20 protein-coding genes are annotated in these 26,554 nt (G+C 70.4%); 12 read left to right on the forward strand and 8 right to left on the reverse strand.

Annotated elements, in window-relative coordinates; translation table 11 throughout:
- Positions 1–135: 135 nt before the first annotated feature.
- Both EV192_RS20800 and EV192_RS20805 read left to right on the forward strand, forming a co-directional pair.
- Positions 136–1,128: an ABC transporter ATP-binding protein gene (locus EV192_RS20800; RefSeq protein ID WP_207926159.1), complete on the forward strand. Its 993-nt coding sequence runs from the start codon at positions 136–138 to the stop codon at positions 1,126–1,128.
- Positions 1,112–2,104, forward strand: a complete 993-nt coding sequence (locus tag EV192_RS20805; RefSeq protein WP_132117758.1) for an ABC transporter ATP-binding protein — start codon at positions 1,112–1,114, stop codon at positions 2,102–2,104. Before EV192_RS20800 ends, EV192_RS20805 begins: the two co-directional genes overlap by 17 nt.
- Here the strand turns inward: EV192_RS20805 and EV192_RS20810 are convergent.
- Genes EV192_RS20810 through EV192_RS20825 form a run of 4 tightly spaced genes read right to left on the reverse strand, consistent with a single transcriptional unit; the run spans position 2,101 to position 6,972 of the window.
- On the reverse strand, positions 2,101–3,162 hold the full coding sequence (locus tag EV192_RS20810; RefSeq protein ID WP_132117760.1) for a CHAT domain-containing protein: 1,062 nt from the start codon (positions 3,160–3,162) through the stop codon (positions 2,101–2,103). The two genes, EV192_RS20805 and EV192_RS20810, sit on opposite strands and share 4 nt — an antisense overlap.
- Entirely contained in the window at positions 3,156–4,805 is a 1,650-nt protein-coding gene (locus EV192_RS20815; protein ID WP_132117762.1) for a tetratricopeptide repeat protein, read from the reverse strand. The genes EV192_RS20810 and EV192_RS20815 overlap by 7 nt, the downstream gene beginning before the upstream one ends.
- A complete protein-coding gene (locus EV192_RS20820; protein ID WP_132117773.1) occupies positions 4,802–5,734 on the reverse strand; it encodes a hypothetical protein in 933 nt (310 codons plus the stop codon). The genes EV192_RS20815 and EV192_RS20820 overlap by 4 nt, the downstream gene beginning before the upstream one ends.
- On the reverse strand, positions 5,731–6,972 hold the full coding sequence (locus EV192_RS20825) for a hypothetical protein (RefSeq protein ID WP_132117775.1): 1,242 nt from the start codon (positions 6,970–6,972) through the stop codon (positions 5,731–5,733). The genes EV192_RS20820 and EV192_RS20825 overlap by 4 nt, the downstream gene beginning before the upstream one ends.
- An 89-nt stretch (positions 6,973–7,061) precedes the next feature.
- Between EV192_RS20825 and EV192_RS20830 the strand changes: the two genes are divergently transcribed.
- Entirely contained in the window at positions 7,062–7,838 is a 777-nt protein-coding gene (locus EV192_RS20830; RefSeq protein ID WP_132117777.1) for a hypothetical protein, read from the forward strand.
- 62 nt (positions 7,839–7,900) lie between these two features.
- On the opposite strand, the gene EV192_RS20835 is transcribed toward EV192_RS20830, so the two are convergent.
- Positions 7,901–8,758 (reverse strand): TIGR03619 family F420-dependent LLM class oxidoreductase, encoded by an 858-nt coding sequence (locus EV192_RS20835; protein WP_132117779.1) that lies wholly within the window; start codon positions 8,756–8,758, stop codon positions 7,901–7,903.
- Positions 8,759–8,976: 218 nt separating this feature from the next.
- On the opposite strand from EV192_RS20835, the gene EV192_RS20840 reads away from it, so the two are divergent.
- Together EV192_RS20840 and EV192_RS20845 are read left to right on the forward strand one after the other, a co-directional pair.
- On the forward strand, positions 8,977–9,672 hold the full coding sequence (locus tag EV192_RS20840) for a PASTA domain-containing protein (RefSeq protein ID WP_132117781.1): 696 nt from the start codon (positions 8,977–8,979) through the stop codon (positions 9,670–9,672).
- A gap of 99 nt (positions 9,673–9,771) precedes the next feature.
- Complete coding sequence (locus EV192_RS20845; RefSeq protein WP_132117783.1) at positions 9,772–12,525, forward strand: AfsR/SARP family transcriptional regulator; 2,754 nt, start codon at positions 9,772–9,774, stop codon at positions 12,523–12,525.
- Here EV192_RS20845 and EV192_RS20850 read toward each other — a convergent pair.
- A complete protein-coding gene (locus tag EV192_RS20850; RefSeq protein ID WP_341770880.1) occupies positions 12,522–13,991 on the reverse strand; it encodes an aminotransferase-like domain-containing protein in 1,470 nt (489 codons plus the stop codon). The two genes, EV192_RS20845 and EV192_RS20850, sit on opposite strands and share 4 nt — an antisense overlap.
- A gap of 53 nt (positions 13,992–14,044) precedes the next feature.
- On the opposite strand from EV192_RS20850, the gene EV192_RS20855 reads away from it, so the two are divergent.
- The 3 genes from EV192_RS20855 to pip are packed head-to-tail and all read left to right on the forward strand — an operon-like array spanning position 14,045 to position 17,213.
- Positions 14,045–15,586 (forward strand): DUF885 family protein, encoded by a 1,542-nt coding sequence (locus EV192_RS20855; protein ID WP_132117787.1) that lies wholly within the window; start codon positions 14,045–14,047, stop codon positions 15,584–15,586.
- A 2-nt stretch (positions 15,587–15,588) separates the two neighbouring features.
- Positions 15,589–16,215 carry a LysE family translocator gene (locus tag EV192_RS20860; RefSeq protein WP_243726990.1) on the forward strand — a complete coding sequence of 209 codons (627 nt, stop codon included), beginning with the start codon at positions 15,589–15,591 and terminating at the stop codon, positions 16,213–16,215.
- A gap of 44 nt (positions 16,216–16,259) precedes the next feature.
- Positions 16,260–17,213 carry a prolyl aminopeptidase gene (gene pip / locus EV192_RS20865; RefSeq protein WP_132117791.1) on the forward strand — a complete coding sequence of 318 codons (954 nt, stop codon included), beginning with the start codon at positions 16,260–16,262 and terminating at the stop codon, positions 17,211–17,213.
- A 45-nt stretch (positions 17,214–17,258) separates the two neighbouring features.
- On the opposite strand, the gene EV192_RS20870 is transcribed toward pip, so the two are convergent.
- Together EV192_RS20870 and EV192_RS20875 are read right to left on the reverse strand one after the other, a co-directional pair.
- Complete coding sequence (locus EV192_RS20870; RefSeq protein WP_132117793.1) at positions 17,259–18,992, reverse strand: S9 family peptidase; 1,734 nt, start codon at positions 18,990–18,992, stop codon at positions 17,259–17,261.
- Complete coding sequence (locus tag EV192_RS20875) at positions 18,989–20,314, reverse strand: M20/M25/M40 family metallo-hydrolase (protein ID WP_243726963.1); 1,326 nt, start codon at positions 20,312–20,314, stop codon at positions 18,989–18,991. The genes EV192_RS20870 and EV192_RS20875 overlap by 4 nt, the downstream gene beginning before the upstream one ends.
- A gap of 84 nt (positions 20,315–20,398) precedes the next feature.
- Between EV192_RS20875 and EV192_RS20880 the strand changes: the two genes are divergently transcribed.
- The 4 genes from EV192_RS20880 (at position 20,399) to EV192_RS20895 (ending at position 26,280) form a co-directional block, all read left to right on the forward strand.
- Positions 20,399–20,914: an ArsR/SmtB family transcription factor gene (locus EV192_RS20880; RefSeq protein ID WP_132117795.1), complete on the forward strand. Its 516-nt coding sequence runs from the start codon at positions 20,399–20,401 to the stop codon at positions 20,912–20,914.
- 867 nt (positions 20,915–21,781) lie between these two features.
- On the forward strand, positions 21,782–24,292 hold the full coding sequence (gene lanKC, locus EV192_RS20885) for a class III lanthionine synthetase LanKC (protein WP_132117797.1): 2,511 nt from the start codon (positions 21,782–21,784) through the stop codon (positions 24,290–24,292).
- A 26-nt stretch (positions 24,293–24,318) separates the two neighbouring features.
- Positions 24,319–24,438, forward strand: coding sequence for a SapB/AmfS family lanthipeptide (locus EV192_RS20890; protein ID WP_132117799.1), 120 nt, complete (start codon positions 24,319–24,321; stop codon positions 24,436–24,438).
- Between the two features lie 117 nt (positions 24,439–24,555).
- A complete protein-coding gene (locus tag EV192_RS20895; protein WP_132117801.1) occupies positions 24,556–26,280 on the forward strand; it encodes an ABC transporter ATP-binding protein in 1,725 nt (574 codons plus the stop codon).
- The last annotated feature ends 274 nt before the right edge of the window (positions 26,281–26,554 follow it).

Genomic DNA, 26,554 nt, shown 5'->3' on the forward strand with positions numbered 1-26,554 from the left:
CGGTTGACTGTCTCCAGTGGATAGAGCAGAGTGTCATCATTATCCGGCGAAGATGTCAATACGAACGTTGAATCGAGGCGTCGATGACGGTCAATATGAAACTTATCGGCGACACGGTCTGTTGAGGACGAACCGGTGAACCATCCCCTGGCCCTGCGCGTCAGAAGCCTGTCGGTGACCTTCGCGACCGACCGCGGCGAGGTGCCGGCCGTGCGGCACGTCGACCTCGACGTCGAGCGCGGCTCGCTCGTCGCGCTGCTCGGCGAGTCGGGGTCGGGCAAGTCGGTCACCGCCCGCGCCGTGATGGGCCTGTCCGGGCCGGACGCCCGGGTCGAGGCCGACGAGATCACCCTGGGCGGCACCGACCTGCTGTCGGCCGGCGAGCGGGCGCTCCGCGACCTGCGCGGCACCCGGATGAGCCTGGTGCTGCAGGACGCCCTGTCCGCGCTGAACCCCGTACTGACCGTGGGGGACCAACTGGGCGAGCTGTTCCGGGTCCATAGTGGAGCCTCGCGGCGGGCGGCCCGGGAGCAGGCCGTCGACCTGCTGGGCACGGTGGGCATTCCGGCACCCCGCAGGCGGGTCAAGGACTACCCGCACCAGTTCTCCGGCGGCATGCGCCAGCGGATCCTCATCGCCATGGCGATCGCGCTCGAACCCGAGCTGCTGATCGCCGACGAGCCGACCACCGCGCTCGACGTCACCGTGCAGGCCCAGATCCTCGACCTGCTCGGCCACCTGCGCGAACAACTGGACATGGGCGTCCTGCTGATCACCCACGACCTGGGCGTGGTCACCGAAGTCGCCGACCGGCTGGCGGTCATGTACGCGGGCCGTGTCGTCGAGCAGGGCGACGCCGACACCGTGCTGGGCCATCCAGCGCACCCGTACACCGAGGCGCTCCTGCAGTCCGTGCCGCGCCTTGAGCACCGCGGCAGCGAGCTGCGCACCATCCCCGGCGCACCCCCCAACCCGGCCGCGGTGCCGTCCGGCTGCCCGTTCCACCCGCGCTGCCACCGAGTCGTCGACCAGTGCCCGACCGTCCGGCCGGACCTGGTGGCCGTCTCGGCCGACCGGGCGGTCGCGTGCCACCAAGCGGAGGTGATGCTCGGTGAGTCCGTCGGATGAGACCGTGCTGGAGGCCGAGAACCTGACCCGGAAGTACGCCGTCGGATCCCTGCTGCGGCGTGGACACGTCTCGGCGGTCGACGGGGTCAGCCTGCGGCTGCGCCGCGGCGAAGCCCTCGGCGTGGTGGGCGAGTCGGGCTGCGGCAAGTCGACCCTGGCCCGGATGCTGGTCGGGCTGGAACGGCCGGACAGCGGCCGGCTGCGCTACCACGGCGAGGACGTCACCGCGGGCCGACGCCGCGACCGGCACCTGCTGCGCGCGGGCGTGCAGATGATCTTCCAGGATCCCTACGCCTCACTGGATCCCCGGATGACCGTCCTGGACATCGTGGCCGAACCGTTGGCCGCCAACCGTTCGGGCACCCGCGCCAGCCGCCGCGAACGGGTCGCCGAGCTGCTGGACCTGGTCGGCATGGCGCCCGACATGATGAGCCGCTACCCCCACCAGTTCTCCGGCGGTCAGCGGCAGCGGATCGGCATCGCCCGCGCCCTGGCGTTGGATCCCAAGGTCCTCATCTGCGACGAACCGGTGTCCGCATTGGACGTCTCGGTCCAGGCCCAGGTCATCAACCTGCTGGCCGGCCTGCAACGACGGCTCGACGTCGCCCTCGTGTTCATCGCGCACGACCTGTCGGTGGTACGCCACCTCGCCGACCGCGTCGCCGTGATGTACCTCGGCCGCATCGCCGAAACAGGCGACACAACGACCCTCTACGACTCACCGTCCCATCCGTACACCAAGGCCCTGCTGTCCGCGGTCCCACCGATCGACCGGTCCGCCCGGGGTCGCCTGACCCAGCGCAGGATCCTCGCCGGCGAACCACCGTCCCCGGTCGACCCACCTGCGGGCTGCCGCTTCAACCCCCGCTGCTGGCTCGCCGAAGACCGATGCCGCACAGAAATCCCCCTCCTGCGCCCGGTCGACGGCCGCGAATCCGCCTGCCACCTCGCCGAGGCCGCCCTGGCGGAAGCCTAGGGTGGGGCGGGTGCGTAGGTGGCGCCGAGGGCGGCCCATACCAGCGGCGTGAACTCCGGTGCCCCGGTGGACTCCCAGCGATCGGCCTGCTCTCGTTGCCAGTCGTTCAACGCCGCAACGGGATCCGCCTGCTCCTGGGCGTTGTGCACGGCCAGTACCGCCCCGGCCAACGTCGGGGTGTGGAAGCCGGGGAACAGCCGGGTCATGCCCGCGTCAGTGGGCAGCACCCATCGGGTCGCGGTCACGTACTCCGCTCCGCCGTGCACCAGGGCGGCGACCAGGCCGGACGGTTCGGCGTAGCGGTGGTCGGCACCGCTTTCGCAGGCGATCAGGGCGGCGCGGTTGGGAATGCGCCAGCCGAGCAGGTCGGCGGCGGTGAGGGTGCCCCGGGCCAGGTGCAGGCGGGCGTCCAGGGCGTGCGCGGCGGTGGTCACGTGCCCGACGTAGAGGAACCGGCCCGCTTCGGCCAGTGCCGGGCGCAGGGTGTCCCGGTCGAGGACGTCCAATGTCGCCAAGGCTTCCGGGACCTCACCGAGGACACGGCCGAGCGGGGTGGGCGGGTCCACCGCGGCGGCCAACGGGCCGACGTTGGGGGACAAGCGGCGGGCGCGGGCGTTGCGGACCGTGGCCGGGGTCAGGATGGACACGTTCGCGTTGTGCACGAAGCGTTCCGCCTCATCCACCCGCAGCGCTTCCCAGGGCACCTGTGCGGTGGACGGGGATGGCTGGACGCGTACGTGTAGCCGATCGCCCGCCAGGATCACCGCGTCCAACTCCCGGGCCAGCTGCGCCGGGATGAGGGCGGCGGCCAGATTGGTCGCCAGCACGCGTTCGCGATCCCGGTCGGTCAGCGCGCCCCCCGAAAGCGCCCTGGTCAAGGCCTGGTACGCGGACTCACCGGGGCGTGGGGTCGGCAGTGCGTCGGCCAGCTCGGCCAGCGGCGGACCGACCCGGTCCCTCGGCAGGATCAGCACCCGAGGGTGGTCCGGATCGTGTTCCCAGCGCCAGCTGACGTACAGGTTGCCCGCGTCGACGTAGGTCACCTGCACGGTCACCATGAGCGCACCACTTCCGTCGAACGCACCTGGATGCCGTAGCGCCGCTCAGCCAGATCCAGCCAGGGATCCAGGGCCGAGGGCACCGTGAGATTCGCCCGGACTCGGGGCGGTACAAGGAGTTCCGACGCCGGCAGCGGTTCACCCTCGCCGCCTGCGGCCAGCGCCAGATCGTCCGGGTCGGGCAGCGCCAACAGCTCGGTGTGGCCGGTGTTCGCCGGTTCGGCGGACTGACCGGGCAGGGACACCGTGGCCGCCAGGTGGTCCAGGTAGGCAGCGGCCAGCGCGTCGTCCAGGGTGGCGCCGATGGCGACCAGGGCGGCCTTGGTGGCGGGGGCCGCGGCCAACGCGATCCAGCGTTCCCGCAGCGGACCGGCGCGGAACCGCCTGCGCGCGGCCTCGGCGGCCAGTGCGGCGGGCAGGGCCAGGTCCAGCGCGCGGGCAGCCAGTTCCTCCTGCGACCATCCATGCAGGACGCGGCGGTACAGCGCGTCCGCCCGCCACGAGTCCAGGGTCAACGTCATGTGCCACAGGCCGTTGTCCACGCAGACCGTCCGCGCCTGGTCGAAGCACTCGTCCGCCTTGGCGAACTCGGCCATCGACTCGTAGGCACTGCCACGCACTGTCAACACCGCCGAGCGGACCCGGGGCGAGTCCACCGGCACTTCGTCCAGCAGCCGCAACGCCTCTTGCGGGTGGGTCTGGGTGACCGCGGAGGCCGCGCGGCCAAGCTGGCTGACCGTCCGGTGCCACGGATCGGTGCCCAGTCGCGCCGCCGCCGTGTAGTGCACCAGCGCCTCGTCATCCCGGCCGGCCAGGTGGGCCAGCCTGCCGAGGCTGTTCAACGCGACCGCCTCGCCGTCGCCCTCGCCGATCGCGTTGAACAGCTCCCGGGCCAGGTGCAGGTGCTCGGCGGCGGTGGCCGGATCCCCGGTGCCGTCGGCGATATCGGCCAGTGCCTGGTGGATGTTCGGAACGAGGTGCGGCGCCGCCTGTTCCGCCAGGGCCATGGCCTCCTCCGCGTCGGCGGCGGCCTCGGCGTAGTCACCCGCGGCGGCCAGCACGGCGGCCCGGGTGCTGCGCAACGCGGCCAGCCCAGCCTCCTGCGGGAGTGGGAACCAGGTGATGGCCTCCAGCCCGGTGTCCAGCACCAGCCGGGCCTGGGCGAAATCGGCGTGGTGGCGCAACGCGTGGGCCAGTTGGATGTGCCAGGAGATCAGGTTGCCGAGGACGGGTTGCGCGGTTTGGTTGGCCGGTTCCATGTCCAGCGACCGCCGCAGGTCGGCCATGGGCTCCTGCCAGGCGCCGGTGTTCAGGGTGATCTGCGCGCGGGCGGCGAACAGCGTGGCGCGCAAGGACACCGTGCCGAACTCGTCGCCCACCAGCGTCTCGCACTCGTGGGTCAGCTCGATCGCGGTGTTGACCAGGTCGATGGCGTCGTCGCCCTCGGTGACGCCGGCGAGGTTGACCAGCGTCTGCGCCCGCCGGGCCAACGCCTCGGGATCGTCGGGCGCGGCCAGGGTCAGCTGGTAGGCCTTACGCGCCAACGACTCAGCCGCTTTCCAGTCGCCTTCGCTGGCTCGCAGCGCGGCCTGGTTGTGCAGTTTCTTCCACCGCTGCCACCGTGGCCCCGCAGGAGTAGTCACAGCAGCCGCGCCGCGCGCTCGGTGAGCGTGGCGGCCGGATCGTCCAGTCGTGCCAAGGCGAACTCGACAAGTGCGGACCGCCGGGCGGGGGCGTCCGGATCCGGCGGAACGGGCTCGGCGAAACCCGGCGCGTACACAGTGAACACGCGCTGGTCGGCGGACAGCAACAACACGTTGGCGGGCAACGGAACCGTCCCGGTCAGCGAGCCGGCCGGGGTGGGCTCCAGGGCCAGTTCGACCGGTCCGAACCGCGCGGCCAGCCGCGCCGGGACCCCGCCGGGACCCGGCGGCACGGACGCTTCCAGCACGGTGATCCCGTTGCGGCGCAGGATGATCCAGGTCGCCTCGGCGACCGCGTCCACCGCGCCGGGCGGCACCAGTGACCAGTCCACTGGCGCCGATCCCCGTTGCACCACAAGGCCATCCGGTCGCCCGCCACCACTGGCGGCGAGCGCGTAGTCGGCCCGCCTCGCCAAGGGCGCGGGTGCGGGTGCCGCGACACCGAAGTCCTCGGCCAACTCAGCCAGCCGATCGGCCAGCGCGAGCGACTCGGCGTGCAGATCAGGATCGACGGCCAGGGCGTCGAGGGGGAGCGGCAGCAGTGCGGACAGTGCCCGTTCGGTGGCCTCATCGTCGTCGAGCAGATGGCTCACCGCGGCCGTGGCCAGCGCGTACTCGGCGGCCAGCAATGCCGGATGCAGCGGCGGCACGTCGGCCACGGTTGAGGCGGGCCACCACGACCGCGCCCAGCTCAGATGTGCAAGCCGGTGCACGGCGGCCAGCGTTTCCGGCTCGTCCAGTTCCCACAGCCAGGCGGCGGCGCGGTCGGCGTCGTGCACCGTGGTGACCGGCTGCCCACCGCCCAACAGATCCCACGACACCAGCGCGCCCGCGGCCTCCACCAACGCGGTCTGCTCGGGATGGGTCATGCCGCACCCGCCTCCCTGGTCAGCGCCGAACGCAGCTGGTCCCGCTGGTCCATGATCACCGACCGCAGCACCCCGTCCAGCAGGTCCCACACCTGCTCGGCGGTGACCAGCTCCGACCGCAGCTCCCGCCCGTGCAGCCGCACCCACAGCCTGCGCAGATACGCCTGCCGCACCCCGTAGACGTCCGCGCGCGAGCGTTCCGGCACCTCGGCCCAGGGCAGCCGCTGCACCCGGCGCACATACGCCTCCCGCTGCCAGCGGGCCCGCAGCTTGGTCGCCGCGCCGGGCGCGGCGGGGCCGTTGCCGTCGAGGCCGTCGGTGGCGTCCCGGCCCAGCACCAGCACCACCCGGCTGACCTCCTCGGCCAACTGCCACGGCTGCGCGCAGCGGTGGATCTCCTGCCGGACCAATGCGGGCACCGCCGCCATCGACTCGCGGTGGAAGGCACTGGTGAAGGCGGCGAAAAGGCGTTCGAGGATCGAGCGGTCCATTGGCTTGGGCAACCGTTTCTTGGACGCGGTGCTGCCCAACGCCGGCGGGACCAGCCGTTCGTAGTCGGTCAGCCCGTAGCCCAGCGCGACCCCCGGCCGCTCCACCGCGGCCCACTCGTGGGTGCCGGCGCGGCCCGTGATCAGCGCGGCGAACAGGGCGGTGTCCGGGATGTCGGCGGCCAGGAAGTCGGCCAGCCGCGCGGCGGGCGCGGTGCGCTCCCAGGGCGCGGGCCAGGTCCGGGTGAGCAACTCGGTCAGCTCAGGGGCGTGCGTGCGGACGAAATCGCGCAGTTCCGTCACGGTCAGCCGCTCGCCGGGTTCGTGTATCTCGGCGACGGTGTCCGCGGCGATTCGCTCGGCGTCCGGCCGCGCGCCCGGGCCGCCGTATTCCGCCGCCAGCTCAAAACACCGTTGGAAATAGAGATCCTGGGGGTTGCCCTCGGTGACCTTGGCCCGTCGCCGCGCCTTCTTCAGCAGCGTGAACCAGGCCGCCGTGGCGGCGAGCTTGGGCCCCGCCGCGACGATCATCGCACGCAGCTCCTCGACGTGCTCGGCGCGGATCGAACCACTGGCGAAGCGGGGGTTGTGCGCCGGCCGCAGCACCAACGGGTCCAGGATCAGCTTCTCCGTACGCGCCAGCGGGCGGCCCAGTCCGTTGCTCAGCGGCGCGACCGCGGGACCCAGTTCCGCCCAGCACTGGGCCAGCAACTGACCCCTCGGCACCGTCGTCGCCACGCCCGTCCCCATACCCGCAGCCTAGGCGGTGGGGGCCGAAGTTGTGATCGGTAGCCGGCGACCCGGCCGGAGACTTCTGCCATCCGAGAAAGGAGCAAGTCATGAGGATCATCGCCTGGCTCGTCGCCCTGGGCTGCCTGTTCGTCACGTTCCTCTACGTCAAGGAGGGCCTCACCAGCACGGACGAGTTGCGCTGGCTCAACGGCTACATCGCCGGCCCGCTCAGCGCCCTGGTCGTGGTTCCCATGCTGTTCCGGGTCAGCTCGCTGCTGAAGAACTCCGGCTACGGCGGCAAGGTCCCGGCGGACTTCCGGGGTGCGCCGATCGGCATGGGCACGGTCGTCGCGATGGGCCGCACCGGACTGTCCATCAACGACCAGCCCCAGCTGCTGATCACCCTGGACGTGGACACCCCGGACGGCCGGAGCTTCCGCGCCCAGGCCAAGCAGCTGGTCGACGTGATCGACATGCAGGCCGTCCAGCCCGGCAGCCTGCTCCCGGTGCGCTACGTGCCCGGCCTCAACAAGGTCGTGATCGCCACCGACGCGCCCCAGCACGAACTCCAGCAGGCGTTCGACCGGATCCGCCTGGCCAAGGGCCTGGTGACGCCCCGTCAACTGCAGATCGCCGAGCACGGCGTGGAAACCCGCGCCGTGGTGCTGTCCATGGCGCCCACCGGTGAGATCCGCGGCGGCCGCGCGGTGGCGGCCCTGGGCATGCGGGTCACCCGGCCGAACGGCAGCGTCTTCGACCTCGTGCAGGAGAAGACCCTCGCGCCGGAGATGGTGGCCCACGTCCAGCTGGGCGCGGTGGTGCGGGTGCGCTACCTGCCCCAAGACGAGTCCGAGGTGGTCATCCTGGTGCCGGCCCAGTCATGACGGCGTGGACAGGTCCTCGGCCGGATCGTCATCACCGCGGTGGTGACGATCCGGCGCCCTGGTCACCCCACCAGGGCGAATCGCTCGGCGAACGCGGACATCTCGGCGCGTTGCCGGTCGGGGTCGGCGGTGCCGGGGCTCACGACAACGCGTGTCACCCCCCGCGCGGCGAACGCCTCGACGTCGGCGAGGGACATGTCGATGGATCCCCACCGGGTGTACTCCAGCGTGTCCACGCCGCGGCCGGCTTCGAGCGCGGACGCCTGGGCGAGCTCGAACTGGATCCGGCGTTCGTCCGGCGTGAGCGCACCACCGGGGAAGTAGCCATCGCCGCGTCGGCCGGCCCTGCGTGCCGCGGCCCGGCTCGACCCGGCGATGTGAATCGGTAGATGCGCGACCCCGACGGGCTTCGGGAAGCTGCACACGCCATCGAAGTTGAAGAACTCGCCGGCGAAGCCCACACCCTCCTCGCCGCCGGCCCACAATAGCCGCAGCACGTCGATCGCCTCGTCGGCGCGCCGGCCCCGAGTGGCGAAGTCGACTCCGACCGCCTGGGCCTCACCGGGCAGAGCACCGACGCCCACGGTCAGCAGCCGCATGCGTCCCCTGGCCAGCACGTCGATGGTGGCCAGGCGCTTGGCCAGGGTCACCGGATGGTGGTAGGGCAGCAGCAGGGCCGCGGTGCCGAGCAGGATCCGGTGCGTGGCCGCGGCGACGAACGCCAGGCAATCCAGCGGATCACCGTAGGGCAGTGCTGGCGCCAGTTCCATCGGCCCGATCTTCGCCCCGGGATACAGCGCCACGTGCTCCGGCAGGTACAACGACTCGAAGCCACAGTCCTCCGCGTGCCGCGCGTAGCTCGTGATCCTGTCCGGATCGACACCGAAAAAGGGCGTGCTGTAGCTGATCCCGAACTTCACCGCGCTGTACCCCCAGCCACTGCTGACCCGGACCGTCCCCAAGCCACGTCGCGACGACGCTAAACCGTGACATCGACGTCAAGGCAACGACTGACCCCCTGGACAACAAGAGTCGTGCTGCCTGTCGACAGTCGACCGATTGTCGACGAGTTGCAACCACTCGCCCTTAGCGTCCATCGGCGGCGCCTCAGTGGTGCCTTGTCGAAAGGACGACTGTTATGAGATCGACTGTGCGTCGGCTGGCAGTGATCGGCGCGGCGATGTTGCTCGGAGTGGGGGTCGCGGCCGGATGGGCCGCGTCGGCGTCGGCGGCGACCGCGCCGGACGCCCATCTGGCGGCCGCCGCGGTCACGTTCACGACGGGCAACGACAACAAGGACTTCGACACACTGGTGCGGGCCCAGGTGGAGACGCCGGCGGGGCGGGTCGCCACTGACTTCAGTGACGTCGGAACCGAATACAAGGACAACAGTGTCCGCGGGCCGTTCATGATGCGTACGGACACCGGTGTCACCGCCGCGATGCTGAGCTCCGGCCTGGTCCGGATCACGATCGACCCCGTCGGGCATGACACCTGGCATTTCAGCTACGGACTGACCCTGTTCTTCTCGGACGGCACGTCGTTCGTGATCCAGGCCGGCAATCTGTCGCTCACCGAGAGCAGGACGCAGCTGACCACACCGTTCACCCTCACCACCCAGGTGGCGGTGCCTGATGTCATCGGTTCGTCCCCGGCCGGCGCCCAGTCCACCCTGCGGGCCGCGGGACTCAACGCCATCTTGGCCAACGTCGTCGACCCGACCTGCAACTTCATCAACCTGGTGAAGTTCGAGAATCCCGGGGCGGGCACGGTGGTGAACGTCGGCACCACGGTCACCATCACGGTCGGTCAACGACCGCGAATCTGTCCCTAGCGCCCAGGGGGTGGTCGCCGGCCGACGCCGTGTGAGGTCGGCCGGCGATCGGCGTACCGCGTCGTGTATCTGGCGTCGGCGCGGAGCCTCCTGCACTTCATGGTGCGGTGGAAGGGATCCGGCGACGGGGACGGGTTCCGGGTACTTGGCCCGTTCGAGGTGTGGTCCGGGGGCCGGCCGCTTGACCTCGGCGGGCCGAAGTTGCGTGTGTTGTTGGCGTTGCTCGCGGCCAACGATGGTCGGGTGGTGCGGGTCGGCACTCTGGTCGACGAGCTGTGGGGGGTGGACGCCCCGCCCGATGCCCACCGGACTGTGCGCACCTACATGTCGCGGCTGCGGCGGGTGCTGGCGCCGGTGGGTACGGGGCTGATCGTGACGCGCCCGGCGGGCTACCTGTTGCGGTTGGAGCCGGACGCGCTCGACGCGGACGTGTTCGAACGGCTGGTCACGGCCGGCCGTGCGGAGCTGGCGAACGGGCGGCCGACAGCCGCGGCCGACGCACTGTGCCCCGCTCTGGCGTTGTGGCGGGGCGAGGCATATGGCGAGTTCGGCACCGCCGCGGCACTGCGGGCCGAAGGGGCGCGACTACATCGGCTTCGGTTGGCGGCGACGGAGGATCGCGTGGACGCCGAGCTCGCGGCCGGGGCGGGCGAGTCGCTGGTGGCCGAGTTGACGGAGTTGACCGAGCGGCATCCCGGACACGACCGGCTGTGGCGGCAGTTGATGATCGCGCAGTACCGGGCGGGCCGGCAGGCCGACGCGTTGGAGACGTTCCTCCGGGCTCGGGCCGCGTTCGCGGAACGGGCCGGCATCGATCCACCGCCGGCGTTGGCGCAGGTGCACCGCCAGGTGCTGGCCGGCGATCCCAGCCTGCTCGGGCACCATACCCAGGGGACGCTCCGGCCGGCCCAGTTGCCGCCGGACGTAGCCGGTTTCACCGGTCGGGACCGTGAGTTGGCCGAGCTGGACTCGGCACTGGCCGCGTCCGGCGTGGTGATCTGCGCGGTGTCCGGCACCGCCGGAGTCGGGAAGACGACGCTGGCGCTGCACTGGGCGCACCAGGTCGCCGACCGGTTTCCCGACGGGCAGTTGTACGTCAACCTCAGGGGGTTCACGCCGACCGGGTCGGTGTCGCACCCGGCCACCGCGATCCGCGGACTCCTCGACGCGCTGGGCACCCCACGGGAGCGGATTCCGGCCGGGCTGGACGAGCAGGCTGCCCTGTACCGCAGCCGGTTGGCCGGTACCCGGACGCTGGTGGTGCTCGACAACGCCCGTGACGTCGAGCAGGTCAGGCCGTTGCTGCCCGGCGCGGCCGGCTGCGCTGTCGTGGTGACCAGCCGTAACCGGCTGGATGGCCTGGTCACCGGTGAGGGCGCGCACCCGGTGGTGCTGGACCTCCTGGCGCCGCCACAGTCCTGGGAGATGCTGAGCCGGCGGCTGAGCCCCGGGCGGATCGAGGCCGAGCCGGACGCGGTCGCGGAGATCACCAACCGGTGCGGTGGGTTGCCGCTCGCGCTGGCGATTGTGGCCGGTCGTGCCGCCCTCCACCCGAAGTTCTCGCTCGCCTCGCTGGCGCTCGAACTGCGTCAGGCGGCACGGCGGCTGGACGGCTTCACCGGCGGTGACCCCACCAGCGACCTGCGTACCGTGTTCTCCTGGTCGTACCACGAACTCACGGCCGACGCGGCCAGGCTGTTCCGGCTCACCGGACTGGCCCCGGGCCCGGATCTCACCGCTCCTGCCGCGGCCAGCCTGCTCGGCACGGCCGACCACACCGGCGTTCGCGGCCTGCTGGCCGAGTTGGCCCGTGCGCACCTGATCGTCGAGCACACCGCCGGCCGGTACACGATGCACGAACTGCTGCGCGGTTACGCCACCGAACTCGCCGGCGTCGCCGGTGGTGATGACCCGCGGCTGGCCACACACCGTCTGCTCGACCACTACCTGCACACCGCCCAGGCCGCCGCGCGGCTGAGTTACGGACCGTGGGATCACCTCACGGTCGAACCGAGCATGCCCGGAGTGACTCCGGATCACCTCACCGACCGGCGGCGGGCGACCGAGTGGTTCATCGCCGAACGGCCCGTCCTGCTGGCCGCCGTCGACCACGCCGCCTGCCACGGGTTCGCCAGGCACGCCTGGCAGCTGGCCTGGACGATGACCGGTTTCCTGGAGGCCCGCGGCTATCTACGGGAGTGGGCAGCCGCCCAGCGCGCCGCCCTGACCACGGCGGATCCGGTCGGCCAGGCGCACGCCCGGCACGGCCTCGGCCACGCACTGGCGGCTATGGGTCGCTACCCGGAGGCGCTGACCGAGCTTCACCACGCGCTCGACCAGTTCGCCGCCGACGACAACCACACCGCCGCGGCGACCACCCGGCTCAGGCTCGGCCTCGTGTTCACCCAACAGGGCGACCACCGCACGGCGATTGGCCACACCCGGCACGCCCTCGACCTGTTCCGAGCGGGCGACCACCGGTACGGGCAAGCCCGCGCCCTCAACAACGTCGGCTGGGGCTACGCCCAACTCGGCCGCTACGAGCCCGCCCTCAGGCTCTGCGAGCAGGCCCTCGTCCTGAACCGAGAACTCCGCGACGCCTGTGGTCAAGCGGCCACATTGGACAGCATCGGCTACATCCACCATCGCCTCGGCCGGTTCGCGCGAGCCGCCACCTGCTTCCGCGAGGCCCTCGACGTCTACGGCCACATCGACCACCTCCCCTGCCGAGCCGAGACTCTCAATCACCTCAGCGACACCTACCGCGCGCTCAACGACCACCACCGCGCCGACGAAGCCCTCAGCGAGGCCCGACCCATCCTCGAATCCCTCGACCACGCGGGCGGCCGCTAGACGATCGGGCCGTGCGGGTCGGCCATCGGGCCGTGCCTGGTGAGTTCGTCCCATGCCCGGGTCAGTCGCGAGATGACCTCGGTGAACACTTCTTCGGGGAAGGTGAAGGGCAGCCGGATGAAGGAGTCGAACTCGTCGCCGCTGTCCGTGGTTGATCCGGGCACGACCTCCACGCCGTGCCGTACGGCGATGGCCGCGAACGCGCGGGCGTCGGCGCCGGGCAGTTCGATCCACAGTGCTGGTCCGCCGTCCGGCACTCTCCAACGCCAGGACGGCAGTTGGGTGCGTAGCAGTTCGGTGGCGTGGGCCAGGCGATGCCGCCTGAGCTGGTGTCGGCGGTCGGCGAGTTCGCCGACGCGGGGGAGGAGCCGGGCGGCGAGCGCCTGATCGAGGACTGGGCTGCCGAGGTCGGCCAGGGCTTTGAGCCGGGTGAGCCGATCCGTGATCTCGATCGGCGCCCGGACCCAACCGACCCGCAGTCCGCCCCAGATGGTTTTCGCGAGCCCGCCGACGGTCAGGGTCTCCGCGGCGCCGGTGCCGTGCGCGGCCACCGGAGCGGGCAGGGCGGTGGGGTGACCGATGTGGGATATGTCCTCCAGCACCGGAACGCGGTGCCGGTCGCACAACGCGGCCACCTGCCGGCGGCGCGCGGCCGACATCAGGGTGCCGGTCGGATTGTGGAAGGCGGGCATGACGAACAGCAGGTCGGGCTGGGTGCCGGTGATGGCCGAGGCGAGTACGTCGGCCTGGATGCCCTCCTCGTCCAGCGGAACACCGACCAGCCGGGCGCCCGCCGCCCGGAAGATGTCGAGGCATCCCGGCCAGCTCGGCGACTCGACCAGGACCACGGCGCCTCGACGCAGGTAGAGCTGGGTGGCGAGGCCGATGGCCTGGGTCGCGCCGGTGGTGGCCAGCACCTGCGCCGGGGTGGTCGGCAGGCCGGACCGACAGTAGTACTCCGCGATCGCGGTACGCAGCTCCGGCAGCCCGTGCGGGTGGTATCCGGCGTCCCGCAGGAGCCGTGGCAGGTCGGTCCGGGCCAGGTCGACGAGTTCGTCGGCGAGTTCGGACGTGCCGTCGTCCACCGCGTACGCCAACGAGATGATGTCCGGCGGCCGGTCCACCAGCCGTTGGAGCAGCGCGGTCGCCTGGCCGCCGGCCACCCGCCCGTCGGTTTGGTCGGCGCCCCTGCCCGGCGCGGCGGCGACCGTCGTGCCGCTGCCGTGCCTGCTGGTGACCAAGCCTCGGCCGCGCAGTTCGTCGTAGGCCGCGACGACCGTGGAGCGGCTCAGCGCGAGCGCGCCGGCGAAGGCCCGCTCGGCTGGCAGCCGGTCGCCACGGCCGAGAAGTCCAGTGTGGATGGCCGACGCGAGGGCGTCCGCGAGGGTCCGGTAGCGAGGACCAGGCGCAGCCGCCCAGTCACCGAGGGCGTCCGCGAGTTCGGCTACCCGACCCTTTCGGTCCACTTTGGCCTCCATTGGCACTCCCTCTGCAGGTCAGTGCCGGTCAAGCTTGACGTATGACCAACCACTTGTCGACTGGACCGGTCCAGTTGACCGACCAGCGCCTCAGGGCGGTCTGTGATCTCTCGATCGCCGACGCCCGCCAGTTCTCCGGCTTGCATGGGTACGACGGCGTTGTGCAGGACCTGTCGCCCACCGGAGTCAAGGCTGGGCTGGCCGCGTTGGCATCGGCCGCTTCGGCTCCGCAGTCGGACCCGCATGACGAGGCCCAGCTAGCTGCCGCGGTCACCGCGACCACGGCCCGCTTCGGCGAGTTGGAGCTGCACCGGGTGAATCCGATGTGGCACATCCTCAATCTCGATGTGTCCTGCTACGACCGCGAATACGCGCCAGCGGCCGAGCGCGCGGCCGCCCGTGACCGGCATGTGGCGCAGTGGCCGGACGCCGTCGACGGTGCCATCGAGTCCCTTGACCGGCCCCCCGCCGCAGTCGCTGACGCGGCCCTGCCTCTTGCCCGCGGGCTGGCCAGTTTCCTCGGCCCCGACGAGGAAACCGCGCGAGCGGCCCACGCACGTCTCATTCGTTTCCTGGAACACAGCGCCGAGCACGGCGATCCGGACCCTGGGATGGGCGCCACCGCGTTCGAGCGCCTGCTCGCCACATCCGAGGCGTGTTCGTTGTCCGTCAACCAACTCGCCGCGCGGGCCGAGGCGGAATGCCAACGGATGCAAGAGCTTCTGGACGACGCCTGTCGTCGTGTGGACAACACCGCACCCGCGGCCGCCACGATCGCGGCCCTGCGGGCCGATCACCCCACGGCGGACACGCTGGTACCGACGTTCTCCGCCGCGATGGCCGAGGCAATCGCCTGGACCACCGAGAGCGGCCTGTTCCCTGAGGTGGACGGCGTGTGCGAGGTCGCCGTCATGCCGGAGTCCCAGCGATGGGCGGCGGCGGGCCTGTTCGGCGCCGCACCCAATGAGCCCGATGCGCCGAGCCGATTCTACGTGACGCCACCGGACCCGGCATTGTCCACTGAGGACCAGGAACGCTGGCTGGCGTCGTACTTCAACCGGGCCACCCTGCCGGTGATGACCATCCACGAGGTGTCACCGGGACATTTCGCGCACAGTCGAGCACATCGACGGGTCGTCGGCGAGGTCCGAAGGACGCTGTCGTCCGAGGGCTTCACCGAGGGATGGGCGCACTACACCGAGCAGCTCGCCGTCGAAGAGGGCTTTCGCGGCCACGATCCGGTGTTCGCCGTGGGGATGGCGCTCGACGCGCTGCGCCGGATCGCCCGGCTTCGCTGCGCGATCGGCATCCACACCGGCGAGCTCACCATGGCCGAGGCCGCCGCGATGGTCGCCAGGGACGCCCATCTCACCGGTCCCGGCACCCGTTCGGAAGTCCGGCGCGGGCTGCTCGACCCGGGCTACGGCCGCTACACCTGGGGAAAGCTGGCGATCCTCGATCTGCGGGAGCGGGCGAAAGCGGGCTGGGGAACGGGGTTCTCCCTGTCCCGCTTCCACAAAGCCCTGCTCAGCTTCGGTTCGCCGCCGCTCGGCCTGCTCGACACCGTGATCGAGCGAGGGTGACGATGTCCAGTGTGGCCACCCTCGCCGCGTTCGCGCTGACGTCCGCCGCGGTGATCATCGTGCCCGGCCCGAACCTGATCTACATCATGACCCGGAGCATCGCGCAGGGAACGCGGGCCGGACTGGCGTCGGCGGCGGGCGTCGAAACGGCGACGCTGCTTTACGTGACGGCCTCGGCGCTCGGCATCTCGTCGCTGATCGCGAAGTCCGGCGGCGCGTTCTTCGCGATCAAGTACCTGGGTGCGGTGTATCTGGTCTACCTCGGGGTACGCACCCTGTGCCGACCGCCGTCGATCGACATGGACGCGGCCACACCCACCACGCCGATCTGGCGGACGTACCGCGACGGAGCCGTGGTCAACCTGCTGAACCCGAAGGTCGCGTTGTTCTTTCTGGCTTTCCTGCCGCAGTTCGTCAGCGCCGGGGCATCCGCCGGCTCCGCGCGTGGCGAGATGCTGGTGCTGGGTGTGGTGTTCTTCGTGCTGGCACTGGGGCTGGACATCATCTACGCCACCGCGGCCGGCGCCATGGGCTCGTGGCTACGCCGTCGCGGAAGGACACTCCGGCAACTGAGGTGGCCGGTCAGCATCGTGTACTTCGCACTGGCGTCGTATTCGATCTTCGCCTAGTGCGCGGGCCGCCGCGGCGGTCGAATCCGTTACTGTCGCCGAGCATGACGACCCCGTACGCGCAGGGCATGCTCGATGTCGGTGACGGTAACCAGATCTACTGGGAGACCAGTGGCAACCCGGCGGGCAAGCCGGTGCTGTGCGTGCACGGCGGTCCGGGCGGTGGTGGCCGGCGGGGTGCGCGCGAGAGGTTCGATCCCGATGCCTTTCGCGTCGTCCTGTTCGACCAGCGCAACTGTGGGGAGAGCTTGCCGCACGCCGGTGATGTGTCGGTCAGCCTGGCGCACAACACCACCGAGCACCTGGTCGCCGACATGGAGCGGCTGCGCGAGCACCTCGGTGTGGACCGCTGGCTGCTGTACGGCGGGTCGTGGGGTTCCACGCTGATCCTGGCGTACGCCGAGCGCCATCCCGAGCGGGTCACGGAGATCATCATCCAGGGTGTCACGATGACCAGGCCCGAGGAGATCGACTGGCTCTATCGCGGGGTTGGGCGATTCCTGCCCGACGCGTGGGACCGTTTCTGGCACGCACTGCCCGAAACCGAGCGGCACGGTCACGTTGTCGCCGCCTACAACCGTGTCCTCAACGGGTCGACCGACCAGGCGGTCGTGTTGCGTGCGGCGCAGGACTGGTGCACCTGGGAGGACTCCGTCATCGCCCACGAGTCGTTGGGCAGGCCGGGTGCCTACAGTGACCGCCCGGCCGCGGGGTTGGTCGCGTTCGCGCGGATCTGTGCGCACTATTTCGCCAACAACGCGTGGCTGCAGGACGGTCAGCTGCTGCGGGACGCCCATCGGCTGGCGGGGATTCCCGGTGTGCTGATCCACGGGCGGCTGGACCTGGGCGGGCCGCTGATCACCGCGTGGGAGCTGGCGAAGGCGTGGCCGGACGCGGAGTTGCAGGTGATCGAGGAGTCCGGGCACACCGGCAGTCCGGCGATGTCGGCGGCCGTACTGGCGGCCGTGGCGAAGTTCGCCCCGGCGTCACGCGGATAAGCGTTACCGCACCAGGTCGGTAGGCGCTGCCGACCAAGGCATCCTCTAAAGGTGCGTGGTGAACCACTCCAGGGTGGCGGTGTCGATGCGGTCCAGTTCCGTGCGTTCGGAGACTTCGTGGCCGCCGGTGAGTGGGATGAACCGCACGGTTCGGCCCAGCTTGGTGAGGGTCTGGTGGATTTGTTCGGTGCCGTCGATGCGCACTCGGGTGTCGTTCGCGCCGTGGACCAGCAGGAGCGGGGCCTTGATGGCCGAGGCGTGGGTCAGTGGGCTGGCCGCGGCCAGCCGGGCGGCGTCGGCCGGGTCGTTGACGTCACCGATCCAGTCCACCGCGCGGCGGCGCCAGGTCGGCGGGAAGGTGTGGATCGACTGGGCGAGATCAACGGGTGCGCAGATCGCGACGCCGGCCCGCCAGTGGTCCGGCAGCCTGCTGAGGCAGCTCAACGCGGCGAACCCGCCGTAGGAGCCGCCGTAGACGCCGAGCCGGGTGCCGTCCACCCAGTCCAGGCTCATCAGAAAGTGGGCGCACGCCTGGAAATCGGCCAGGTCGCCGCCGCCCCAGTCGCGGTAGATCAGTCGCTGGTAGGCGAACCCGCGGCCGGTGGAGCCACGCACGTTCGGGGCCAGCACCGCGATTCCGGCCCGCACGAGCCGCTGGATCAGCGGGTCGTGGACGGGCAGGGCCGCCCCCTCCGGACCGCCGTGAATGTGCAGCACCGCGGGGACCGGTTCGGTGGCCGAGCGTGGGCGGTAGAGCAACCCGGATATCTCCAGCCCGTCGGGGTTGGTGAACCACACTGTTTGTGGCGCGACCAGATCGTCTGGCAGGTCGTCGCTGTAGCTGGTGAGTTGGCGTGACTCGCCGGACACCGGATCCACCAGGCACAGCTCGGTCGCCCGGTCCGCGGCACCGACCTGCACGAGCAGGCGGTCGCCCGCGAACCGGGGCACGAACCCGTCACGGCCGTACGGTTGGGAGGCGATACCCCGCACTTCGATCGTGCTTGTGGGCGTGGCGAGGATCGTGTGCTGGTCCTGCGTCATCGACCAGACGACCTGCGGGCCCACGGCCACGTTGTCCACGTCCGCGTCCGGGGTGGCGACCCACGTCAACGGCCGGCCGGGAACCAGCAGCGCGACGCCGAGATAGTCGCGTCCTTCGGTGGTGCACACGTAGATCCCGTCCTCGGTCCACGCACCCGGCTGATATTTCGCCGGGCCGTCGTGCGGTGTGAGGTGCCGGGTCTGGCCGGTGTCCAGGTCGCGCGCGAACAGGTCCTGGTCGGTGTTCTGGTGCAACCTCAGCACCAGCAGTTGCCGGGAGTCGGGCGAGAAACACGCCGGCAGGTACCGGTCGTCGCCCTGCAGGACCATCCGGGACGTGCCAGTCGACAGGTCGCGCACGTAGACGTCGAAACAGGTGATGTCACGGGCGTTGCTCGCGTAGGCAAGCCAGCGGCCGTCCGGGCTGTAGGGCTGGCTCTCGGTCGAGTACGGCACGCCAACCTCGTGGCGGACACCGGGTTTGGCCTCGATCCAGTCGACGTGGCCGGTGTCGGGGTCGAGCTCGGCCAGTCGGTAGTCCTCGGCTCCGGTCAGGTCGGTCACGGCCAGCAGACGGGTCTGGTCGGGCCGCCACGCCAGCCGGATGACCGCTCCTTCCACGGGGAGCATCCGCTTCTGTCCGGTCCAGGTCCGCAGCCACGGCTGCGGCCGGCCGGACTCGTCGCTGACGAAGGCGAAACCCCGCTGCGCGGGCCACGCTCCGGCGATCGTCATCCGTGCTCTCCCAACGCGAGTTGGATCGCCGCCGCGGCGACGATGCCACGGTGGAACCAGTTGAGGTCCAGGTTCTCATCGGGCGCGTGGTTGGCCTCGTCGACGTTGGCGAACGGCACGCCGTAGCAGGGAACCGGGAACTGCTCGGTGAGCACCGCGATTGGCAGGCTACCGCCGAGAGTGGGCACCAGCAACGGGCGTTCCCCGAGCCCATCGTTCACAGCCTGGAGAATCGTTGCTGTGTAAGGAGTTTCGGGCAGGGTGGTGGACGGCGCCATCGCCCCGCCGGTGACGAACTCGATGTCGGGGGCGTGGTGGGCGACGTGCCGGCGGATCGCCTCGGCGGCCCGCTCCGGCCGCTGCCCGCCGGCCAGCCGGGTCTCGCAGCGGGCGACAGCCACGTCGGGGATCACCGTGCGATGGTCGCCGCCGTCGGCGCAGCTCAACGAGTTGACGGTCAGCGTGGGTGTGGTCAGGCGTTCGTAGAACCCTGGCTCCGCAGGTGGTTCCATGCCCGTCGCCCCGATGCTCGCGAGGGTGGCGGCCACGTCGATCGGCAGCTCACCCAGTGCGGCACGCTGACTGGCGGTCAAGGGTGTGGCATCGTCGGCGAACCCGTCGATCGTGACGGCTCCGTCGGGCGTGCGCATGCTGGCCAACAGGTGCACCAACGCCCACGCCGGGTTCGGTGCGACTCCGCCCCAGTTCCCGGAGTGCAGTGGCCGGTTGGCACCTCGCGCGCGCAGTTCGAACGTCAGGATCCCGCGTACGCCCAGCACGACGCACGGCTCGCCGGTTTCGTGCACCGGCCCGTCGCTCCAGATCATCAGATCGGGCCGGTCGAGCTGGCGCAACGCGATGGCCAGGTTCGGGCTGCCGATCTCCTCCTCACCGTCGAGCACGACCGTGACCCGGCAGGGAAGTCCGCCGGTGAGGTCTCGCAGGGCACGCAAACCCAACAGCTGCGCCAAGTGCTGGCCTTTGTTGTCGCCGGTGCCGCGGCCGTACATCCGGCCGTCGCGGATCGTCGGCTCGAACGGCGGCGTGGTCCACTGGTCCAGCGGCCCCGCGGGTTGCACGTCATAGTGACCGTAGATCAGCACGTGCGGCCCTGGTCCGTCGGCGGTCCCGACCAGTGCCGGCCACCCGCCGGTGTCCACCATGCACGCCTGCAGCCCCGCGGCGCGTAACAGGCCAAGGCCGTGCTGTGCGGCCTCGGGCATGCCCTGGCCGGTGCGGCTCACGCTTGGTTGCCTGATCCAGCCGGCCAGCTCGCTCACCAGGTCCTGACCGGCTACCCAGTCCCGCAATCGCTCGATCACGTGCCCTCCCAGGTGATTGCAAAAAGTGAAATCGATAGCAGTCAAGCAAACCAGCGGCGGGTTGGCAAGGTAGGGTTAGCCGCCGTGGACGCGACGACCGACGAACTCAAAGCGCTCGGGCACCCCGTGCGCTGGCGCATCCTGCGGCTGTGCCTGGACCGGGCGATGACGAACAAACAGTTGTCGGTCTGGCTCGATCTCGCGCCCGCGACCACCCTGCGCCACATCCGTGCCCTGGTGAAAACCAACTTCCTCGCCGCCGAGCCGGTCCGCACGGGCGACCACGGCGCCTTGGAGCGCCCTTACCGCGCCACCTCCCGTACCCGCGGCCTGAGCATCCTGCACGACGACACCGGCCTCGCCCACCAGGTCGACCTCGCCGTGCTCGCCGCCCACCGCGCCGAAATGATCGCCGCGGGCAACGACGCCGGCCGCGGCGCCACCCGCGGCGTGCTACGGCTACGCCCGCACTCCATCGAATCCCTCAACCACCGCATCCGCGAACTCATCGCCGAATACCCCGACGAACCCGACGGTGAACCACTGAGCTACCTCTGGTCCCTCGCCGCCCGCCCCCCACAACCACCCGAAGACCCCTAACGCGGTGCTGTCTCCCCAGCGAGCTCGTTGGCGAAGAGCCGGACCGTCCAGCATCCGACGATCAGCCGACAACGACCGATACAACCCCGCCCGCTCAGCCAGACCAACCGGGATCCTCGACGCGGCGACACCCAACGCCCGCAGGAAACCCGCCACCCCCGGTGCCACCGGCGCGACGTCGTCGAAGCCTTTGAGGTCGATGAACGCTCTCACGCTCGCACACCACCATGGACACAGCGGCCGTTGTCGCAGGCCTCGACACTTAGGTTTCCGGGCCTCTTTGCCGCACGTCGGTCATCAGTCTCTCGACGAAGCCGCGCCGGTAGGCCGATCCTGGAGAGGAGTCAGGTCGGACTCCAGCTGTAGCAGGAGTTCGCGTAGCTCCTTGTGAGCGACGACGAAGGCGCGCGCGATCGCAGCGTGTACGTCCGCCGCGACTGTGTCCTGCGAGTTGACGCTGTCCTGGATCGCCTTGAGCAGCGAGGAATACACCGTCCTCGCGCCGGTAGACCAGTGTGTACGGCACCGGCTTGCCGTCGATGACGGTTGGCCAGGTGCTTGAACCCTGGCAGAGCGCCTTCTTGGCGGCGGCGAGGTGCCGCGGCAACGCCCACGCGGTTCGTTCGGCCAGTTGGCCCCGCTCGAACGCGGTGACGAGGGTGGTTCCTTCTGTTCGCTGTGGACAGTCGGACTGGGTTGAGAGTCCATCATGGACAAACGTGGGCCGCCGGGGACACCGAAGCCGCCGGGCGCGCCGTGACCAGGGGGTTTGAGCGCGCCTTGACTTTCCCCAAGGTCTCGCGGTGGAGAGTGCTCGAAGCACGCGGACGTTGCCGAGGGGTTCTCGAGGGGAGGCGGGGAACTTTCATGGACCGGCGATATCACCAGTTCTGTATGGCGGATCCGGTATTCTATGACTCGCCTGCGCGTGCGATGCCGGTCGATCAGGGTTATCTGGCCGGATTCACCGTTCCCGGTTCCTGGCATGTGACCCGTCGGGACGATTGGACTGTTCTCGGGCCGGACGGGGGTGAGCTGCCGGCGCAGGGGTGGAAGATCCATTGTTCCGCGACGGTCGGCAACGCGTCGGAGATTCTGGGAATCGTCTGGGACTACTGCGTCCGGCAGGGGATCTCGTTCAAGTTCGTCACCGACCAGGTCAATCTTCTGCTCCGCAACTCCAAGTACGCCGACCGCACGGGCAGTGGCAAGTTCATCACCATGTATCCGGCCGGCCTTGGCGAGTTGGAGCGTACATTGCGGGAACTCGGTGCCAGGCTGGACGGATTTACCGGGCCGTACATTCTCAGTGACCTGCGTTGGCGGTCAGGGCCGCTGTTTGTTCGTTACGGCGGTTTTGTCGAGCGTTACTGCAAGCTGGCTGACGGCAGCTTGACGCCCGCGATCTCAGATCCGGACGGGCGATTGGTGCCTGACGTTAGGCAGCCGAAGTTCGCCGTGCCGCCCTGGGTGGAGATTCCCGGTTTCCTCACCGCCGCGATGGCCGAGCGGGCCAGCCCCACCGAATTTCCGTTCCAGATCCGTCATCCGTTGCATTTCTCCAACGGCGGCGGTATCTATCTCGCCACGGACACGCGCACCGGCCGCGTGGTCGTCCTCAAGGAGGCTCGGCCGCTGGCCGGCCTCGACAGGTTCGGGGCGGACGCGGTCGAGCGACTGCGCCGGGAACGCGACTTCCTGGAGAAGTTGGCGGGCACGGGTGTGGTGCCCGAACTGTACGACTACTTCGTTTGCTGGGAACACCATTTCCTCGTCGAGGAGTACGTCGAAGGACAGCCGCTGGGCAAGGAGATGGTGCTCCGCGCCCCGCTGATCCACCCCGAGATCGACGAGGCGGAGGTCGCGGACTACACCCGGTGGGCCCTGGCGACGCTCGACAAAGTGGCCGGCTGCCTACGGGTGGTGCATGACGCCGGGATCGCGTTCGGTGACCTGCATCCGCACAACGTCATGCTGCGCCAGGACGGGCGGGTCGTGCTGCTCGACCTGGAGGCCGCCTCCTACCTGGCTGACGAAATGCTCCCTGGCCTGGGCGCCACGGGATATCGCGCGCCGGACGGCCGCCGCGGCGCCGAGGCCGACAACTACGCCATGGCCTGCATGTGGCTGGGCCTGTTCATGCCACTCACCATGCTGTTTCCGCTGGACCGCACCAAAGCGGCCATGCTGGCGAACTACGTCGTGCGCCGCTATCCGGTGCCTGAGCAGGCTGTCGCCCGGGTCGCCGAGGTGCTCCAGGATCGCCGTCCGACCTCCGACGACCTACCGGCGGAGCACAAGGCCGCCGAGTTCTCCGCGCGGCTCGACGAGGGTGCTTTCGACTGGCCGTCGTTGCGTGACTCCATTCGTGACGCGGTGCTCGCCAGTGCCACCCCGGACCGGACCGACCGGCTCTTCCCAGGCGACATCGAACAGTTCACGCGCGGTGGGGCCGGGTTGGCGTACGGAGCCGCGGGAGTGCTCTACGCACTGGCGCGAAGCGGCGCGGGCCGGTTCCCCGACCACGAGCAGTGGTTGCTTGACGCGGTGGAACGCGGAGACCAGAGCCGCATCGGGTTCTACGACGGCCTGCACGGTGTCGCGTACGCGCTTCTTGAGCTGGGCCGGCCGGACGAAGCACAGGCGGTGCTCGAACGGACCAACGCAGTGCCACTCGAAGCGTTGCCGGACAACCTGTTCAGCGGCCTGTCCGGGGTGGGTCTGAACCTGCTGCGGTTCGCCGAAGCGACCGGTGACGAGTCGTTCCGTACGCGTGCGCTCGAAGCCGGGACCCTGCTGGCGGAAGGCACGAAAGAGCCGCCGGACAAGGGGCTTATGTTCGGTCCGTCCGGGCATGCGCTGTTGTTCGTGCGGCTGTTCGAAGCGACAGGGGAGCCGCACTATCTCGATCTCGCCGAGCAGGCCCTGAGCCGCGACGTCGACCGGTTGATCACCTTGCCGGACGGCAGCATGCACGTGGACGGGGGCTGGCGGGCGATGCCGTACCTCGCCACCGGCAGCATCGGCGTGGGCTTTGTTCTGCGCCTTTTCCTGCGGCATCGGGAGAACGGCGAGTTCGCCAGGGCATTGGCGCTGATTCGCCGCACGGCCCAGCCGGAGCTCGTCATCGGGTCCGGACTGTTCAACGGCCGCGCGGGGTGCATCGCCTTCCTGAGCGCGTTGCAGGAGTCCGGTCCGGTGCTCGACCGGCTCGTCCGACGGCTTTCCTGGCACATCGTGCCGTATCGGGGGAACGTCGCCTTTCCCGGTGACCAGTTGCTGAGGCTGTCGATGGATCTGGCGACCGGGTCCGCCGGTGTGCTGTTCGCGCTCAGCTCGGCGCTCGACGACAACCGGCTCATGCTGCCTTTTCTCTGACCCGACCAAAGAAAGGGAGGTGATTCATGGCGAACGTACTGGATCTGCAGACGCTGGAAGCCCCGGCCAACAACGACGAGGCCCTGGGCGAGAGCTGGTTCAGCAACCACTGCTGCAGTTGCCTGAGCGTGACCCTCTGCAACTGAGACAAGTGGTTCCGGTCCGTGCGACCGCGACGCACGGAGGGATAGTCAGGGATTTACTACGGTCGCCGGCGGGGACGTATGTGCTCCGCCGGCGGTGGCCCGGGTCATGAGGTGGGCATGCTTCCGCAGGGGACAGGGAAAAGGTCGGCCGGCGACCGGTTGGTGCGTGCGGTTCTCCTGGCGGGGTGGCGCCCGACCGCGGTCCTGGTGCTGGCTTCGGTGACCTACGCGAGCGGGATGCTGGTGTTGCCGGCGATGATCGCGACAGCGGCCGACCGGCAGATCAGCGGGGTGGGGTCGGGGTGGGTCGTGCTCGGGTTGGTCGGAGTGCTCGCTGTGCTGGTCGGCGCGGACGCGGTCAGCCAACTGGCGACCGCGGCCTGCACGGCGAACGCCACCAGGGTGCTGCGGCACCGGCTGCTGGCGCACGTACTGGCCCTCGGGCTGGTCGGGCGGGCCCGGTTCGCCCCCGGCGACGTGGTGAACCGGCTGGACGGCAACACCGCGGACACCGCTGCCGCCGGGCCGACGCTCAGTAACTTTGTGTCGTCGGTTCTCCTGTCGGCCGGCGGGCTGGCCGGACTGGCGCTGACCGACTGGCGGCTGGCGTTGACGTTCCTGGCCGGTGCGCCGGTCGGGCTGGTCATCGTTCGCAGGTACGTCGCGCGGACCTCGCACCTGATCAGGCGGTACCTGACCGTTCTCGGCACGACCTCGGGGCGGCTGGTCGACGCGCTGGGCGGGGTCCGCACGATCCGGGTCTCCGGCACCGTGGCCCGTGAAGTCGACCGGATTCTGGCACCCGCGTCCGAACTGAACACCGTCGGCCACGGCATGTGGCTCGCGATCGGCCGCGTCAGCTGGCAAGGCGGCCTGTTCAGCGCGACGACACAGCTCGCCGTGCTCTCGGTGGCCGGCTACGAGGTCGCCGCCGGCCAGCTCACTCCCGGTCAGCTGCTGGCCTGCGCGGGCTACGTCTCGCTCGCGTTCGGCCTGCTGGGGCAGACGAGCCTGCTGACGACCGTGGCCAAGGTTCGCGGTGGAGCCGCCCGGCTGGCCGAGATCCTCGACGAGCCGGTGGCCGGGCCGGGCACCCGCGCGCTGCCGCCCGGCCCGGCTGAACTGGTGCTGGACGAAGTGACCGTGCGGCAGGACGGGCGGACCGTCCTCGACCGGGTCACCCTCCGGGTGCCTGCCGGCCACTCGGTCGCGGTCGTCGGCGCGTCCGGTGCCGGCAAGTCCACCCTGGCCGCGGTCGCCGGCCGGTTGATCGTCCCGGACAGCGGGCGGGTGCTGCTGGACGGCGTTGCACTGGGGAGCCTTGATCCGGACGTGCTGCGTCGCGAGATCACCTACGCGTTCGAGCGGCCGGGGTTGTTCGGCACCACGGTCGCGGACGCGATCGCGTTCGGCGGTGAACGACCGTCCCGGAGCCAGGTCGAGCTGGCCGCGGCCGAGGCCGGGGCGGACGGATTCATCCGGCGGCTGCCGGCCGGCTACGACACCCCGTTGCGGGACGCGCCGATGTCCGGTGGCGAGCGGCAGCGGCTGGGGCTGGCCCGTGCGATCGCCCACCGCGGCCGGCTGCTCGTCCTGGACGACGCTACGTCCAATTTGGACACTGTGACCGAGTTGCAGGTCAGCCGGGTGCTGACCGGCACCCTCGTCGGCCGCACGTGCCTGTTGACCGCGCACCGGCCGGCCGTGGCGGCCCGCTGCGATCTGGTCGCCTGGCTGGAAAGCGGTCGGATCCGGGCTGTCGCCCCGCACCACGAGCTTTGGCGTGACGCCGGATACCGCGCCATGTTCCAGCCAGGGGAGGAACCGGCATGCGTACCGTGACAGGCCGCCGGCTGTTGCTGGCCGAAGTCGGTAGGCAACGCGGTCCGCTCGTGCGGCTCGCCGGATGGACGGTGCTGGAGGCGTTGCCGCCGCTGCTGTCCGGACAGCTCGTCGCCCAGGCCTTGGACCGCGGGTTCGTCGCCGGCCGTCCCGAGATCGGTGTCGGATACCTGCTGTTGCTCTGTGCCTGTTACGTGGTCGCGTCGCAGGCGACCCGGCGGTGCTACCCGGCGGTGGCCACGATTGTCGAGTCGCTGCGGGACGTGTTGCTGCG

Source organism: Actinocrispum wychmicini, from assembly GCF_004345645.1.
Classification (GTDB): domain Bacteria; phylum Actinomycetota; class Actinomycetes; order Mycobacteriales; family Pseudonocardiaceae; genus Kibdelosporangium; species Kibdelosporangium wychmicini.